This is a genomic window from Bacillus sp. FJAT-27251, from assembly GCF_001273925.1.
GTDB lineage: Bacteria > Bacillota > Bacilli > Bacillales > Cytobacillaceae > Mesobacillus_B.
The window spans coordinates 1,615,728-1,630,351 of the sequence record NZ_LIGG01000001.1; the positions used below are offsets into that span (position 1 = coordinate 1,615,728).

Below are 14,624 nucleotides of genomic sequence, written 5' to 3' on the forward strand. Positions count from 1 at the left end.
GGAGACATTTAGGATGAATGTTCAGGAGTTATTCAGCCTTAAAGGGAAGACAGCCATTGTGACCGGCGGCGGCCGCGGGCTGGGCGAACAGATTGCGACCATTTTTGCGGAGGCGGGTGCCGATGTCGTTGTTTGCTCCAGAAATGAAGAAGCATGCAAGGACATAAGCAAAAGGCTGGAAGAAAAGGGGGTCCGTTCCCTTGGTGTAGGATGCGATGTTTCCAGGCAGGAAGATATCGCGCGTGTTATAGAAGAAACGATGAAAGAATTCGGGCGGATTGATATTTTAGTTAATAATAGCGGGACTAGCTGGGGAGCTCCCGCCCTCGAGATGCCAGTTGATAAATGGGACAAGGTCATGGATATCAATCTCAAGGCGGTTTTCCTGTTTACACAGGCTGTCGGCAGAATCATGAAAGAGCAGGGGTCTGGAAAAATCATCAATATTGCCTCTGTCGCCGGAATTGGCGGACAGGACCCAAGGATGATGGATGCGATCGGCTATGCAACCAGCAAAGGCGCGGTTATCACATTGACAAAGGATTTTGCCGTCAAGCTTGCCCCATATAATGTCCATGTCAACGCCATTGCACCAGGCTTCTTCCCGACAAAGATGGCCAAAGGTGTCATCGACCATGCAGGGGAAGTCATTCTTGACCGGACACCGGCCCGCCGCTTTGGTTCCGATGACGACATGAAAGGCCCGGCCCTGTTCCTGGCTTCCAGTGCTTCGGATTATGTCTTTGGCCATATCCTTGCTGTTGACGGCGGAATGTCCGCCCTGGTCTGACAGTCTGTCCAATGAAAGAAGGTACCGGGCAGCGATGGCCCGGTAAGCATATTCATGCCTGTTTGATTAAAAATTCTAGCACTCTTTGATTCACTTCGTCTTGTGCTTCTGTCACATAGAGATGTCCTGCGCCATGTACCTTGAAAAATTCCGCACCATTGATTTTTTCTTTCAATGTTACGCCATTTTCAAAAGGAACAACCAAGTCGGCATCTCCATGGATGACGAGAGCCGGGACGTAAATCCGGTCAAGCTCATCATACGTATCATGGGCCAGGCATGCCTGCAGCTGCAGCATATAGCACTGTGCGGGAGTAGGGATCTGGAGCCGTGTCCCTATATCTTCTTCTATAGCATCACGATGATTCTGGATGAAGCCATCACTGTAGAGAATCGGTACAGCGGCCCATGCTGCTTCCACCGGGCTGGCGGAGGCCCGGGAAAGCATGGCCATGCCGACTTCGGGGTGAGGCTGCACATGGTTCACGCCCCCTGAAGTTGTACAGCCAAGAACAAGGGACCTGACCCGGCCAGGGTGGGCAATAGCCAGCCTTTGGGCAATCATGCCCCCCATTGATATTCCATACACATGAGCAGACTCGACACCGGCCGCATCGAGGACGGCCCTCGCATCCTCTGCCATAAGTTCAATGGAATAGGGCGTTTCCGGCTTGGAGCTCCGGCCGGTACCCCGGTTATCAAAGAGGATGACCTGGAAGTGTTCTGCCAGAGCAGGCAGACTTCTTTTCCACGACAGGGAATTGTGGGAAAGACCCATTATGAGCAGCAAAGGCTCTCCTGAACCATGGATTTCATAATAAAGCTCGATATTATTTGCTGAGATAACTGGCATAAAACAGCCTCCTCGTCTATTTTTAAACATGATATAATATATGTAATTTTCATATAGTTCAGAACAGTGGCGCGAATCAGCCTCTTATTTTTAAAAGTTTGGTAGCCGGGAGGAGCCTATGCACCCTTTTGATGAAGATTCAGCAGCGCTATGCAAAAAGATAGAAGAAGAGCTGAACAGCACATACCGCTGTGTTGCGGGTACTGTCCCATTCATGACCCTGGCAGGTGCGGCACTGGAGGCCCATCTGGATCAGGTGGAAAGGGGCAGGGAGCTTTGCAAGTCCATGCTGGAAAGCCTCGGTCTGCCTTGCAGGGATGAAGTCGCAGCCATTGCGAAGAGACTGATTAAAAATGAGGCAAGGCTTGACCAATTGGAGGAAGATCTTTACGGCACCGTGCTCGAGCTTATGCAATCCCGGGCGAAACTGTCCCAGCTGTCAGCAGAGCTTGCCGACCTGGCAAACCGTTAAGCCAGTAACTGAAATCAATATTTTTTGAGAGGGTGGAGGAAAATGGCGGAAAAAAAGAAATCTACTAAAAAAGAGGAAGCAATAACAGCAGCAAATACTGAGGTTGAAACAAAAGCACCGGCAGCAAACGAAGCCGAGGTTGAAGTAAGCGAGGAATTGGAAGAAAGGCTTGAAAAGGCAGCACAGCAGGTACTGGAAGCAAATAAGCAGATGGAGCTTAAGGAAGAGCGGGAGCAGCAGGAACAGCCGCTGTCAAGCCTTGACCTTATTTGGAAGAGTGCCTTCGAGGAACTTGACGGCTGGGCAAAGCGTGCAGATTATCGTGATGAAGTGCTGCTGACGGCTGTAAACCATTACGTGGACAGCGTAAAGCGAAACCGTGAAAATTTGAAGGCTGTAACACAGCAGTTCAATAAAGAACTGGCTGATTGGGAAAGAAGCACCAGGGAAGAGCTGCTGATGTCGACTACAGCGATTCAGCATGTGCTTCCGATCAAATCCTATGAGGAAATCAACTCTGTTTTCAACAGGATTCAAAAGTCCACTTCCGATATCCTTAAGACCCCTTACCGCCTTGTCGGCAGCGAACAGGCTGTGGACAAATATGCAGCTATGGTCAAGCAATATGTGGAACTCCGCAAAAAAGGAAGACAAGAATATGTCCGCAGCGTGAAGCAAACGGCTAACCTGGTCTATGAAAACCAGAAGATATTTGTAAACCTTTTCTCAAAGCAAATTAAATCTATTTTCCCGTTCAACAAGTATCTGGAAAAGAATGAGGATTTATTGAAATCATAATACCGGAGGGGTAAATGTGGCAAAGGATAAATACGATCCGTATCAAAGCTTCAGGCAGATGAGCGAACTTTGGGAACAACAGATGAATACCCTGTTTCAAACCGCAACCAACAATGCCGAATTTGTAAACTTTGCGAAAGCCGGGCTTGAATCACACGCAAAGTATATGGAGCAGTTAAGGAAAAACCAGGAACTGATGGCCAGCGTCATGAATATTCCAACTAAATCCGATCTCAAGAATGTCGCCAGGCTGACCATTCAGGCAGAAGAGAAAATTGATGCGCTTGAGGAGCAAATCTGGAACCTCCAGGACAGTTTCAAGGCCGTTAACCAGGAAAATATGGGTCTGTTCAGTGAATTGGTGAAAGTCACCAAGCAAATGAAGACGGAGTTGGCAAGGAATGCAAAAGAGCTTGGGGAAACGAAAAAAATGAAGGCTGAGCTGGAGGCGCTGAGAAATGACCTGGCTGCCGCAAATGACCTAAGAGCGGAAATCCGGGAGTTGCGAACAGCACTGGCAGAAGCAAATGCCGTCCAGGCTGAAGTCCAGGAATTGAGGCAGGAGCTGTCGCAATTCATGAGAAAGGCTGACAAGGAACAAGAAGAGAAAGATTTAGTCCTGGCAGGAGCTGCCGGAAAATAGGTTTAATCAGGAAGTGGGGGAAACAATGGCAACTCAGGCACCATTAAAAGTTCCAGTATTGGATTATGAGAAAGAAATGAACCGCTGGAGGGAAGTTTACAAGATTATCAGCGGACCGGAGCCAAAGATTGACCATTCACCAAGACAAATGGTCTGGAGGAAAAATAAATCCGTCTTATGGCACTATCCGGCTGTCGAAAAAAAATACAAGGTTCCTCTATTCCTTGTTTATTCGCTTTTTAATAAACCTTATATTTTGGATATCAGCCCAGAAACGAGCGTCATCGCTGGACTTACCAAACGTGGATATGATGTCTATCTGCTTGATTGGGGCCAGCCTGGATATGAGGACAATGACATCGGCCTGGATACGTATGTGACAGAGTATTTGGAAAGAGCGGTGAAGCGGGCGCTCCGCCATTCCGGAGCAGAAGAGATCTCCATGGTCGGCTATTGCCTGGGGGGGACAATTGCCTCGATCTTTACATCCATTACCGAATTACCGATTAAGAACCTTATTGTGGCCACCGTCCCGATTGATTTCAGTACGAGTGTCGCCCCTGGAAAGTGGACGGAAGGGATGAAGGATGGGCTGGTCAATATCGACCGTCTGGCGGATGTTTATGGTACCATTCCGGCAGAGTATATATTCATGATGTTCCGCAGCCTTGCCCCATTTTATATCAGTCCTTATGTCAGCTTGCTGACCCGTGCGCACGACAGCAGGTTTGTGGATAAATGGCGCAGGATGAACATGTGGCTGAATGATGCGACTCCTTTTGCCKGGGAAGCTTTCAAACAGTTTTTCAATGAATTAAGCAAGGAGAATAAGCTGGTAAATGGCGGCCTTGTTGTAGCGGGCAGGAACGTGGACCTGAAAAACATCACCTGCAGCTTTTATGCGATTTCTTCCGCCAATGACAACCTTGTCCTTGAGCCGCAAAGCCTGCCAGTCATGGACCTGGTCGGCAGCGAAGACAAAACCTATCAGGTTGTACAGGCTGGCCACGTGTCGCTCGCTTTGACTGGATTGTTTGCCCCGATAGTGGATGAGTGGCTTTCCTCCCGGTCGGAAAAGCTTGAAGGCGCAATGGCATGAAAATTGCGGGAAGGTTCCGCCTTCCCGCGTTTATTTTAAGCGGACGCGTCAAGCCGCTTTGTTTTGACGGAGGCTCGCTGGATGAAATTCCTGACATGCTTGTTAAAGCGTTCTTTTGCTTCGAATTTTGGCACATGGCCGGTATTGCGCATGATGATGAACTCTGAATCGGGGATCAGCTTGTGCATCCATAATTGAATCCATGGCGGGAGGACAGAATCATATTGTCCGGCAATGATAAGCGTCGGCACCTTGATCTTTGGCAGCAGGGAAAGGTTATTGACCGTCATGCAAGCTTTGCCGGAAGCAATGAAAGCATCCCGGTCCGGCTGATAGTAATCGGAGAACTTCCTTATGTTTTCTTCATTCCAGGAATAGAGGCATAGCTGGGCAGCGTTCTCCCGCTGGCGGCCTTTTGTCAAAGAGTCGATTTTTGCTTCCCTGTATTTGATATAGAGGGCCCCGAATCTTTTTGGCATGTAATGGAATGTGCAGGTCAAAATCAATGAACGGCACAAGCCGGGAGCCTGGCGGTAAATTTCCTGCGCTACTGCTCCGCCCATTGATAATCCCAAAATGTGTGCGCTTTCAATCGAAAGCTCCTTAAGCAGCCCAATGACGTCTTTGGCAAAGTTTTCGATGGATATGCCCTCAAGGGTTTTATATTCGCCGTGTCCACGCAGATCGGGAATGATCAACTCATATTCCCCAGCAAGTTCGAATTGATTCTGCCACCCTTCTTTCACTTCACCAAGTCCGTGAATCAGCACCAATGGTTCCCCGCTGCCAAAATGCAGATAGGGAATACCCTCTTTGCTTATTTTCGACCTAGTCATATACAACCACCTTTGATTTTTTTATTATGCCTTATTGCCGCTTTTGGCAGATTCTAAACGTTCACAAAGTTTCCTTACAATGTAAGTATATTCGGGGATAATTTGATGTTTACCGTAAGTGTAAAAAACATATAGATGATATTATTTTGATATTTGTGAAAGACAAACAAGGGGGTAGATTCAATGCCATTCCTTGAGAAGAAACGGGCCGGGGGTTTATCAGCCCTGGAAAATCATTGGGAAGCTTATGGAATGTGGGGTTCTGGCTTGGTGATAATCATTGGGCAAGCTGCCGCATTCCCTGTCCCAGATTTAGTGCTTTTAGTATCATGCCAGAGATAAAGATTTTATTGGGATAATGTATTTTTTGGAAAAAAAGAAATTCATTTTTGAACTTTTTGTGAATTAAGAGGCTTGATTAGACAAAATTCTCGGGTTTTTGTTTTGTGAAAGCCGTTTTAACGTCATATTTCCGGAAAATTTCTTATGAATTCATAAGCTATACGAGAAATTTGTAGACATCTGCTGCTTTGCAACCGTTTGCAAAACAAAGGGAAACAAACAATAATTTAAGTGACTCTTAAAGTTTGCCATATCTTATATAAAGATAATTTTACATTTAAGGAGGAGAGTTGAAGTGGAGACTAAAGGCGCGAAAGAGAAAGGCCCCCCTCCAGAAGCAGGGCAGGAGACTGTGGATCCATCACCTTATGAATTCGTCTGGCAGGGACTCATGGAAGAGCTGGAAAGCTGGTCCCGGCACGCAGAGTGGAGGGATGATGTTTTGATTCATTCCCTTGGGCAATATGCAGAGAAGCTCAAGCGAAATCAGGAAAATATGCAGCTTCTCACTGCCCAGCTTATGAAGGAAGCCGCCGACTGGGAAAGGACAGCGCGGGAAGAGTTCCTGATGGCGACAACAATCCTTCAGCATTTTTATCCAGTGAAATCGTATGAAGAGATTAATCTCTTAATGGATAGAATCCTTCATTCCACGGCTTCGATCCTTCGCGTGCCTTGCGGGAAGAACTGGGACGGGAAGTCAGTCGATAAGTCCCTGGAGATGGCGAAGGGATATATGGAGTGGAGAAGAAAGGCCAGGGCGCAATACATACGCCAGATTAAACTTACAGCAGGCTGCATTTATGAAAACCAAAAAAGGACAAGCCGCCTGCTGACAGGACAGAATAGGATGATCCTCCCTTTTGGGCGCTTTCTTGATATGGATGAAAACTGATAATGCAGGAAGGGCACAGCAGGGGGGATACCCTGCTGTGTTAACTTCTTGGGAAAAACAGGAATTTAAAGCTTAATGCTCTTAAGCGGATGATTGATGGGATGAGGTTCTTGTTTGCTGTGACAGGAAGCGGCGGAGATGTGCGTTGAATGCATTTTTCGCTTCCAGCTTGGCTAGATGGCCACTGTTTCTAATGATCACAAACTCGGAGCGGGGAATCAGCTTGTGCATCCAAAGCTGCATCCAAACCGGTATGACTGTATCGTACTGGCCTCCTATTACCAGCGTCGGTACCTGGATTTTGGGCAGCAGGGCAAGATTGTTCACTTTGAAGCAGGCTTTAAGGGAGGATACAAACACTTCGCTGTGGGGGCTGTAATGCGGCTCAAATCTTTTGATATTTTCTCTTTTCCATGAAAACAATGCCATTTGGGCGGCGCCCTCTTTTTGGCGGCTGTCAGATAAGGATTCCACTTTTGCCTCTCGTCCCTTTAGCATCAGCGGTCCCAGTTTTTTGGGGAAATAATGAAACGTGCTTACAAGGATAAGGGACCTGCAGATATGGGGGGCCTGGCGGTACATCTCCTGGGCAACTGCCCCGCCCATTGACAGCCCGCAAATGTTAGCGCTTTCAATTTTTAGTTCTGCCAATAAACCGATCACATCAGCAGCGAACCCTTCAATGGAGATATTTTCATAGGCTTCGTACTCTCCATGGCCCCGCAAATCCGGAATGATGAGTTCATATTCAGCTCCGAGTTCAAACTGATTACGCCACCCCTCTTTCACCTCACCAAGACCATGCAATAAAACGAGTGGTTCGCCATTCCCGAAATGTAAATAGGTAATCCCTGATTTACTCAGCTTCGTTTTCAATATGGTAACCCCCTTTTGGTTTTCATTAAGTTTATTGTCACACTGCCCAAGTTGTAAATGCTTATTACTGCTCTCGAAGTGTAAAAATATTCTGATTTGACTAAATTTATACTATAGGTGTAAAATACATATAAGGAAACTATTTACAAAGTCGTGCATATAGGTGTAAAATACATATAGGTGAGGTGATAAATTATGGTGAATAATGAGCGCAGCCAGCCAGTGAATCCATCAAAGAATTTTGTACTCCCATTTATTTTATTGCTACTCAGCAGGGTATCCCTCCATGGCTACGAACTCAGCCAAAAGCTTCAGGCATTCGGTTTTAAAAGCATTGACCAGGGGAATCTTTACCGGATGCTCCGGCAGCTTGAAAAGGACGAGTTGGTGTCGTCGGAATGGGATACCACAGGAAACGGTCCTGCTAAAAGAAAGTATTCAATTACAAAGGCTGGTATTACATATTTAAAAGGCTATGCCAATCAACTTGAAACCTATCAGTCCATGCTCGACCAATTTTTCAGAATGTACAGTAGTTTTCTGGAGCTCTATATCCCCTCATTTCCGATGAGGGATTCGATAGAGAAAAAAAGCAGTGGAAAGAGGAGGAACGATGATGGCCAAGAAGAATGAAGCTGTAGAAGTTGAAAAACAAGAAGCAGCGGCTGCAGAAGAGGCTGCCGCAAGTGATCTTTTAGTGGACACATTCTGGAACCAATATGAAACATCGCTTGCGCGTGCACGCCAGCTGCGGGAAGTCCGGGAAGAGGCTCTCCTGACAGCGTTCAAGGAACTCGTCCAATTCAACAAGCAATACAGAAAATCGGTTGCAAGCTTGTATGAGCAATCAAAAAAGACAAATGTTGAGCTGGCTAAAGGGGTTATGCAGAATATTTCCGACCGCAGGGCAGGAAAGAGCGCTGAAGAAGCCAGGGCAATGGATTATGAGCAAGTGACAAAGCAGCTGAAAGAGGTCACAAAGCAGCTCGAAAAGCTGGCATTGACTCCGGTCAAATCGGCTTTTTCCATTATCGATCAGCTTGAGGACAATGTGGAGAAAAGCGCTGAATCCTACCTCGCCTATGCTCGCGAACGCCGTGCCGCATGGCAGCAGGTCACCAATGAATACGTAAAGCAGGCAAGAAAGGTTAATCATCAAGTGGTTGACCGTGTGAGCGAAAAATCCAAAGAGCTTGTTAAAGCGTAGGGTTATTCCCGAACTCTTTTTGAATGAATCCAAAGGAATCCATGTCGCCGCCACCGCTAATCCGGTGGTTTTTTTGCTGCTGTTGGGATTTTTGCCTAAAAAAACACAGAAGCCAACGGGCTCCTGCGCTTGTTTTATAATACCTTATTTAGGTTGATTCGCTTATGGATGGCGTACATGACCGGTATTCCGGCTGCCAGCACGATGAATTCCCCTGCTGCCGTTGTCAGCCATGTAAAGAAGAATGGCAGGTTAAAGGCAAGCTTTAGTTCAAAGGCAATGATGAACATATTGAACGTGAAAACCGCTGTGTTTATGGCAAGCAAGCCTAATGTGTTTTGTATATAGCGGGCCGCAGCGATGGTAATAAGCAGTGAAATGACCGAATGGGCGACTCCGAAAACAAGGTCATAAGCAACGATTGGGGAAAAAAACAGGTTGGTGAGGAAAACGCCGAGTACAATTCCATAAAAATAGTTCTTGTTGAACACAATCAAATGATTGAACATTTCCGAGACACGGAATTGGACATTGGTGAATCCAAAAGGCTGGATGACGGCGGAAACCGCTATGTATAATGCAGCTACGATGCCATTGCCTACAATGGTGCGTATATTCAAAATCAATCTCTCCTTAGTTTTTTTTCGTGGGAGGGTTACGAACCACGCCGGGAAGTTACCCGAAGAACAATAGATAAGTATAGAGCAAACCAATCGCAAACACAATACCAATTTCAGGGGCCAGGCACCGTTTAGCGCTTCACCGCACCGGGGGTCAGGCACTGCTTAGTGCTTCACCGCGCCGAGGGCCAGGCACCGTTTAGCGCTTCACCGCACCGGGGGTCAGGCACCGCTTAGTGCTTCACCGCGCCGAGGGTCAGGCACCGTTTAGTGCTTTGCTGTGTTGATGTTATGGGTACGGTATTTTGGGTATAGGAAGTGTAGTCCATTAGGGTTATTAATGTAAGAAAGGAAACAGGTGATTTTGTGTTTAAATTTTTCAAACGGATGAGGTTTGTCCTGAAGTTTTGGAAGTCATTCCCGTTTATTAGGGACTTCTTTTTCTCGAAAGAGGTTGAACCTTATAAAAAGGTGTTCAGCTTGTTGTTTTTCCTTACCTATGCATTCCTGCCTTTCGACCTGATCCCGGATTTTATCTACATGCTGGGAATTGTGGATGATGTAGTCGTCACGGGATTTATTATTGAAAGAATGGTCAAATGGGCCCCGGACAGCCTGAAAGACAAATACCGGCTGCATGATAAAACATAAAGCAGGGGAGCAGCTGCCTTATCCTGCCGGCATCCCCGGTTTCGCTCATATCAGGCAAGCTGCCAGGTCCCGCAGCTTGCCTCTTTAAATTCAAACCGGCAAACCAGAAGTGCATAATTTGTCTAAAATAGAAAACGGTTACAAAGTGTAAAACGATAGCACCCATCGCGATAACTGTGGTAAGATACTCCTTGTTTTTCAGGTGTATATAAACGGGGTGACATTTATGGCAGGGATGCGAGCGAAGAAAGGKTTAACGGCAAAACCGGCTGGCGATTTGAATTTATTTTATCTTACATGGCCTATTTTTCTTGAAGTATTCTTATTCATGCTGATGGGAATTGCCGATACGCTGATGCTGAGTGCGATTTCTGACAATGCGGTCTCCGGAGTAGGAGCCGCCAATCAGTACCTGCATATTTCCATCCTGATACTGGAGGTTGTCGGAAACGGGGCTTCGATTGTGGTTGCGCAGTATATTGGTGCCCGCAAGTATATGGACGCATCCAGGATTGCTGCTCTGGCTATCACGCTGAACCTTGGTGTCGGCCTGATTATAAGCGGGCTTTTCTTCCTTTTTGGCGGCAGCCTTCTCGAAGGCCTCAACCTCAAAGGAGAGGTTCTTGCTTATGCACAAAGCTACCTGGCCATTGTCGGCGGCTTTATCTTCCTGCAGGCGCTCATCAATTCCCTGGCGGCTATCATCCGCGTCCATGGCTATACAAAACAGGCGATGTTTGTTTCGCTGGGAATGAATGTTTTCCACGTTGCGGCGAACTATGTGCTGATCTTCGGCAACTTTGGCTTTCCGGAGATGGGTGTCCAGGGTGCTGCCATATCTTCGGTAATCAGCCGGTTCCTCGCATTGCTTGTTTTCTTCTGGCTGCTGTACCGGGTGATGGAAGTACGCATTAAGCTGAACTATTATTTTGCGCTTTCAAAGGAATTTATCGGCAAGATTTTAAAAATCGGGATTCCGTCGGCCTTTGAACAGATTCTTTATCAAGGATGCCAGATTGTCTTTTTATATTACGTTACCTATCTTGGGGAAGCCTCAATGGCGGCAAGACAATACGCAAACAACGTGTCCATGTTCATTTTTCTGTTTGCCATAGCGATTGGCATCGGGACTTCGATTATTGTCGGCCGGCTTGTGGGCGGAAACAGGATGGAGGAAGCTTACCATAGGGTTTGGAAGAGCGCGCGCATGGCAAGCTTGATTACCTTGTTGATGATCGGTGTCGTCATCTTGCTCCGCAGGCCTCTGGTTGGTATTTTTACCGATGACCTGGAGATTATCAGGCTTGCGTCGGACGTTTTGGTGCTCAGCCTTGTGCTCGAGACCGGGCGGACGCTGAATATCGTTTTGATTAATTCACTGCGGGCTACAGGGGATGCCAGGTTCCCGGTCTATATCGGGGTGCTTTCAATGGTGATGATGAGCCTCCCCCTCGGTTACTTTCTCGTCTTTGAGGCGGGCCTCGGCCTGGCAGGTGTCTGGCTGGCCATCGCAGCGGATGAATGGACCCGCGGCATCATCATGTTTTTCCGCTGGCGTAGCCGGGCATGGGAAAAACATGCCCTTATAAAAGAAGAACCGCAGCCAGAACACGCTGCAGCACATTAAAGCCCCAAACGGTGCCTGACCCCCTTTAGCATGCTAAAGGGGGTCAGGGTTTTTTATATTTGTAGGAAAGCTTAAATTTCTATACTTAGATAACTGTTCAGCTCCAGCGCCTAGCCCCTCGAGTCATAAGCCCATCCAGAATTGAAGGCAAAGAGGGCCTTCTATTCTGGAGCGTCTTATGCTGGTCGGGGCTGAGCATTAAGGAAACTTCTAAGAATAAGCATCCCAGAAAGATTGTTTCGAAGGCGCTTACGCTTTTCTTATTTGAAAAGGAGCTGCATGTAGATGACGTCGTGCCATTGGCCGAATTTGTAGCCAACTTCCTTCAGGCGGCCGGCGATTTCGAACCCGAACTTTTCGTGCATTTTGACGCTGACGTCGTTCCCGGCTGTGATGCCGGAAATGACTGTATGAAAGCCCATTTGCTTTCCTCTTGTCAGTACTTCCTCCATGAGTGCCCTGCCAGTCCCTTTGCCGCGGTGCCTGTCTGACAGATAGATGGACAGCTCCACTGTTTTTGCGTAAGCCGCTTTCTGGTTATAAGGTGACAAACCGCAATAGCCTGCAATTTCTCCTTCAATTTCAGCCACAATCAAAGGATATTTGTCGCCGAATTTATTGAACCATTCTTCCCGGTCCTCGAGCGTTTGTTCCGCTAAATCAAATGTAGCCGCAAGATTGCGGATTGCATCGTTATAGATTTCCAGCATTGCTGGTAAGTCCCGGATTTCTGCCTGCCGAATCAACAAAATAATCTTTTCCCCTTTCCACAATTTAACACCAATCGCGTAAAATCCTGATAGAATAAAAGTATAAACCTGCAGAATATTATCTCCCTTAACCTCCCATTTGAAAAGATTTTTTATTGCAATCATGTTTCTTTTTTCACCCTCGCCAGCAAGCCTCAGATAGACCTTTATGATGTCCGGGAGATACTCCGCTGTAAGCAGGAAAGAAAGGAGGCAGCCTGTAATCGAGGTATTACGATTAATGTCACGAACAGGAGTGAAATAATGGATAAGCGCAAGTTAAAAGCCGGTGAATACCAGATTCTTCAGCGTGAACTCGGCTATTTGGAGAAGAGGGGTGTCCTGGCTTCGGGAAAAGGAGAGGAGATAGCGGAACTGTACGAAATTGAACACCTATCCTTTACCAAGACGCTCCTCTATGTCGGATCGGTGCTAATCGGTGCGGGAATTCTCAGCTTTGTCGCCAGCAACTGGGCCGAGATTGGCAAACTGGCCAAATTCCTGCTTATTTTAGGCTTATTTGCCAGCAGCTGCTTTGCCGGCTACAAGCTTGAAAGCCACCTTCCAAAGACAGCCAGAAGCTTTTACTATCTTGGCGTTCTCGTTTTTGGAGCAGGAATTTTCCTGATTGGCCAAATGTTCCACTTCGGGGGGGATTTTCAGGAAGCTTTTATGTGGTGGTCTCTCGGCATCATGCCCCTGGCCTGGGTCCTGCGGGATAAGTGGATTTTATTGGCGTCCTCATTGCTGATTCTAGTTTATATGACACATGACCCCCTTATGGGACAGAGTGTTCCAGTTTGGGTCCTGCTCTGGAGCGCGGCCATCTATTTCCTTAATGAAAAGATTGGATTTATGCCAGCAACTGCGTTTGTGAACGGTCTTCTCCAGCTGGCATTTATCGCATCGATACTCAGTTATTTTCTGGATGGCATGAATGATACGGTTTATATTTACGGTCTGGTTTACCTTGTCATCGGAATTGGCCTGGTGCTGGCGAGGAAGAACCTGAGGGATGTCTATGTGATTTTAGGATACCTGGTGCATGGCGTGGCAGCGCTCTTCCTGTCTTTTGGCGAGACCTGGCCAACCGTGGATTTCTTCATTCCGTTTTCCATCCTTTATATCTTATTTTTATTGTTTCTGATCAAGAAAGGGAGTCTCCTCAGCATAGTCATTCTTTGTGTCATGATCTTCCGTTTTTACCTTGATATCACCTTTGCCTTCTTGCCAAAATCGCTTGTTTTCGTTATAGGCGGGCTGCTCCTGCTCGGTTTTGGCTTGTATTTTGAAAGACAAAGGAAGAAAGGGGCGGGATCCCATGTCTAGCCGGGGAAAACAAATCCTGTTAGCCTGCCTGGTGCCTATAGCAATCTTGGTGGGAATGACCATCACTCCCTTATATACTTTATGGAGCGGCGAAGAAGTCACCCTTCGGACTATTCCTGTCGACCCGACGGATCTGTTCCGCGGAGATTATGTGATCTTGCAGTATGAAGCAGAAGAGGTGCCCGTTTCCATTGTTGAAAAGGAAGTGCGAAGAGAGCTTGAAAAAGGGCATTCAGCTATCGATGTTTATGTGCCATTAAAGCGGGAAGGCAGCTTCCATGTACCCGAAAAAGTCACACTCGAAAAGCCGGAGTCCAGCTTATACCTCAAAGGGAAGCTGGATTATATTACAACGAGCTGGAATGGCAGGCTGGAAGGGAAAGAGGCGGCTTATCTCACCTACAGCCTTGATAAGTATTTTGTCGAGGATAATACCGGTCTTGAATTGGAAGAAGCCTCAAGAAACGGCAACATCCTTGCCAAGGTAAAAGTGAAGAATGGTTATGCCTATCTGGTGGATGTCAGCATTTCTAAATAATCACAGGTATGAGGCTGGGCAGGGAATATCTGCCCAGCCTTATATAATGAGAGAAGACTTTAATGGTATAAAGCGTTAATGTGAAATATATCAACATAATTTTTCTTGTCCAGGAAGGATAGGCGGGGCGAAAAGAGGAGGATAATAGACCCATATCTCTTATTTGGCAGAAAGATTGGCAGGTATATAGACCTTTTCGTTTCCAGTTGTCATCAAATAAAACGGGTCATTTGAATTATTGTAATTTAATGTAATGTCAGAATATTATTTAAATATTAACAACTAAATAGCTTGTTATA

General features: G+C 46.8%; 17 protein-coding genes and 1 riboswitch. Of the genes, 12 read left to right on the top strand and 5 right to left on the bottom strand.

What is annotated here, in order from left to right:
- Window positions 1-13: 13 nt before the first annotated feature.
- Window positions 14-790, top strand: a complete 777-nt coding sequence (locus tag ADU22_RS07600) for an SDR family oxidoreductase (RefSeq protein WP_053361615.1) — start codon at window positions 14-16, stop codon at window positions 788-790.
- Between the two features lie 52 nt (window positions 791-842).
- On the opposite strand, the gene ADU22_RS07605 is transcribed toward ADU22_RS07600, so the two are convergent.
- Window positions 843-1,643, bottom strand: a complete 801-nt coding sequence (locus tag ADU22_RS07605) for an alpha/beta fold hydrolase (protein WP_053361616.1) — start codon at window positions 1,641-1,643, stop codon at window positions 843-845.
- 118 nt (window positions 1,644-1,761) lie between these two features.
- Here ADU22_RS07605 and ADU22_RS07610 point away from each other — a divergent pair, with 118 nt between their 5' ends.
- From ADU22_RS07610 to ADU22_RS07625, 4 genes are read left to right on the top strand one after another with little or no spacing between them, the layout of a single operon-like run.
- Complete coding sequence (locus ADU22_RS07610) at window positions 1,762-2,115, top strand: hypothetical protein (protein ID WP_053361617.1); 354 nt, start codon at window positions 1,762-1,764, stop codon at window positions 2,113-2,115.
- Window positions 2,116-2,157: 42 nt separating this feature from the next.
- On the top strand, window positions 2,158-2,913 hold the full coding sequence (locus tag ADU22_RS07615; RefSeq protein WP_053361618.1) for a hypothetical protein: 756 nt from the start codon (window positions 2,158-2,160) through the stop codon (window positions 2,911-2,913).
- 16 nt (window positions 2,914-2,929) lie between these two features.
- The gene (locus ADU22_RS07620) at window positions 2,930-3,556 is read left to right on the top strand and encodes a hypothetical protein (protein ID WP_053361619.1); all 627 of its coding nucleotides are present in this window, start codon (window positions 2,930-2,932) and stop codon (window positions 3,554-3,556) included.
- A gap of 25 nt (window positions 3,557-3,581) precedes the next feature.
- The gene (locus tag ADU22_RS07625) at window positions 3,582-4,655 is read left to right on the top strand and encodes an alpha/beta fold hydrolase (RefSeq protein WP_053361620.1); all 1,074 of its coding nucleotides are present in this window, start codon (window positions 3,582-3,584) and stop codon (window positions 4,653-4,655) included.
- Window positions 4,656-4,690: 35 nt separating this feature from the next.
- On the opposite strand, the gene ADU22_RS07630 is transcribed toward ADU22_RS07625, so the two are convergent.
- Entirely contained in the window at window positions 4,691-5,491 is an 801-nt protein-coding gene (locus ADU22_RS07630; RefSeq protein WP_053361621.1) for an alpha/beta fold hydrolase, read from the bottom strand.
- A 637-nt stretch (window positions 5,492-6,128) separates the two neighbouring features.
- On the opposite strand from ADU22_RS07630, the gene ADU22_RS07635 reads away from it, so the two are divergent.
- Window positions 6,129-6,728: a hypothetical protein gene (locus ADU22_RS07635; RefSeq protein WP_053361622.1), complete on the top strand. Its 600-nt coding sequence runs from the start codon at window positions 6,129-6,131 to the stop codon at window positions 6,726-6,728.
- A gap of 81 nt (window positions 6,729-6,809) precedes the next feature.
- Here the strand turns inward: ADU22_RS07635 and ADU22_RS07640 are convergent, their stop codons facing one another.
- Window positions 6,810-7,604, bottom strand: a complete 795-nt coding sequence (locus ADU22_RS07640) for an alpha/beta fold hydrolase (RefSeq protein WP_231687852.1) — start codon at window positions 7,602-7,604, stop codon at window positions 6,810-6,812.
- A gap of 195 nt (window positions 7,605-7,799) precedes the next feature.
- On the opposite strand from ADU22_RS07640, the gene phaQ reads away from it, so the two are divergent.
- Together phaQ and phaP are read left to right on the top strand one after the other, a co-directional pair.
- The gene (phaQ, locus tag ADU22_RS07645) at window positions 7,800-8,237 is read left to right on the top strand and encodes a poly-beta-hydroxybutyrate-responsive repressor (RefSeq protein ID WP_053361624.1); all 438 of its coding nucleotides are present in this window, start codon (window positions 7,800-7,802) and stop codon (window positions 8,235-8,237) included.
- A complete protein-coding gene (gene phaP, locus ADU22_RS07650; RefSeq protein WP_053361625.1) occupies window positions 8,221-8,811 on the top strand; it encodes a polyhydroxyalkanoic acid inclusion protein PhaP in 591 nt (196 codons plus the stop codon). Before phaQ ends, phaP begins: the two co-directional genes overlap by 17 nt.
- Window positions 8,812-8,945: 134 nt before the next feature.
- Here phaP and ADU22_RS07655 read toward each other — a convergent pair whose 3' ends face one another.
- Complete coding sequence (locus tag ADU22_RS07655; RefSeq protein WP_053361626.1) at window positions 8,946-9,431, bottom strand: QueT transporter family protein; 486 nt, start codon at window positions 9,429-9,431, stop codon at window positions 8,946-8,948.
- Between the two features lie 7 nt (window positions 9,432-9,438).
- Window positions 9,439-9,483: riboswitch (PreQ1 riboswitch) on the bottom strand.
- Between the two features lie 314 nt (window positions 9,484-9,797).
- Here ADU22_RS07655 and ADU22_RS07660 point away from each other — a divergent pair.
- Together ADU22_RS07660 and ADU22_RS07665 are read left to right on the top strand one after the other, a co-directional pair.
- On the top strand, window positions 9,798-10,082 hold the full coding sequence (locus ADU22_RS07660; protein WP_231687853.1) for a YkvA family protein: 285 nt from the start codon (window positions 9,798-9,800) through the stop codon (window positions 10,080-10,082).
- Window positions 10,083-10,308: 226 nt separating this feature from the next.
- Complete coding sequence (locus tag ADU22_RS07665; protein WP_053361627.1) at window positions 10,309-11,709, top strand: MATE family efflux transporter; 1,401 nt, start codon at window positions 10,309-10,311, stop codon at window positions 11,707-11,709.
- A gap of 260 nt (window positions 11,710-11,969) precedes the next feature.
- Here ADU22_RS07665 and ADU22_RS07670 read toward each other — a convergent pair whose 3' ends face one another.
- Window positions 11,970-12,584 carry a GNAT family N-acetyltransferase gene (locus ADU22_RS07670; protein WP_197280030.1) on the bottom strand — a complete coding sequence of 205 codons (615 nt, stop codon included), beginning with the start codon at window positions 12,582-12,584 and terminating at the stop codon, window positions 11,970-11,972.
- Window positions 12,585-12,722: 138 nt separating this feature from the next.
- On the opposite strand from ADU22_RS07670, the gene ADU22_RS07675 reads away from it, so the two are divergent.
- Window positions 12,723-13,787 carry a DUF2157 domain-containing protein gene (locus ADU22_RS07675; RefSeq protein WP_053361628.1) on the top strand — a complete coding sequence of 355 codons (1,065 nt, stop codon included), beginning with the start codon at window positions 12,723-12,725 and terminating at the stop codon, window positions 13,785-13,787.
- Window positions 13,780-14,325: a GDYXXLXY domain-containing protein gene (locus ADU22_RS07680; RefSeq protein WP_053361629.1), complete on the top strand. Its 546-nt coding sequence runs from the start codon at window positions 13,780-13,782 to the stop codon at window positions 14,323-14,325. Before ADU22_RS07675 ends, ADU22_RS07680 begins: the two co-directional genes overlap by 8 nt.
- Window positions 14,326-14,624 lie beyond the last annotated feature (299 nt).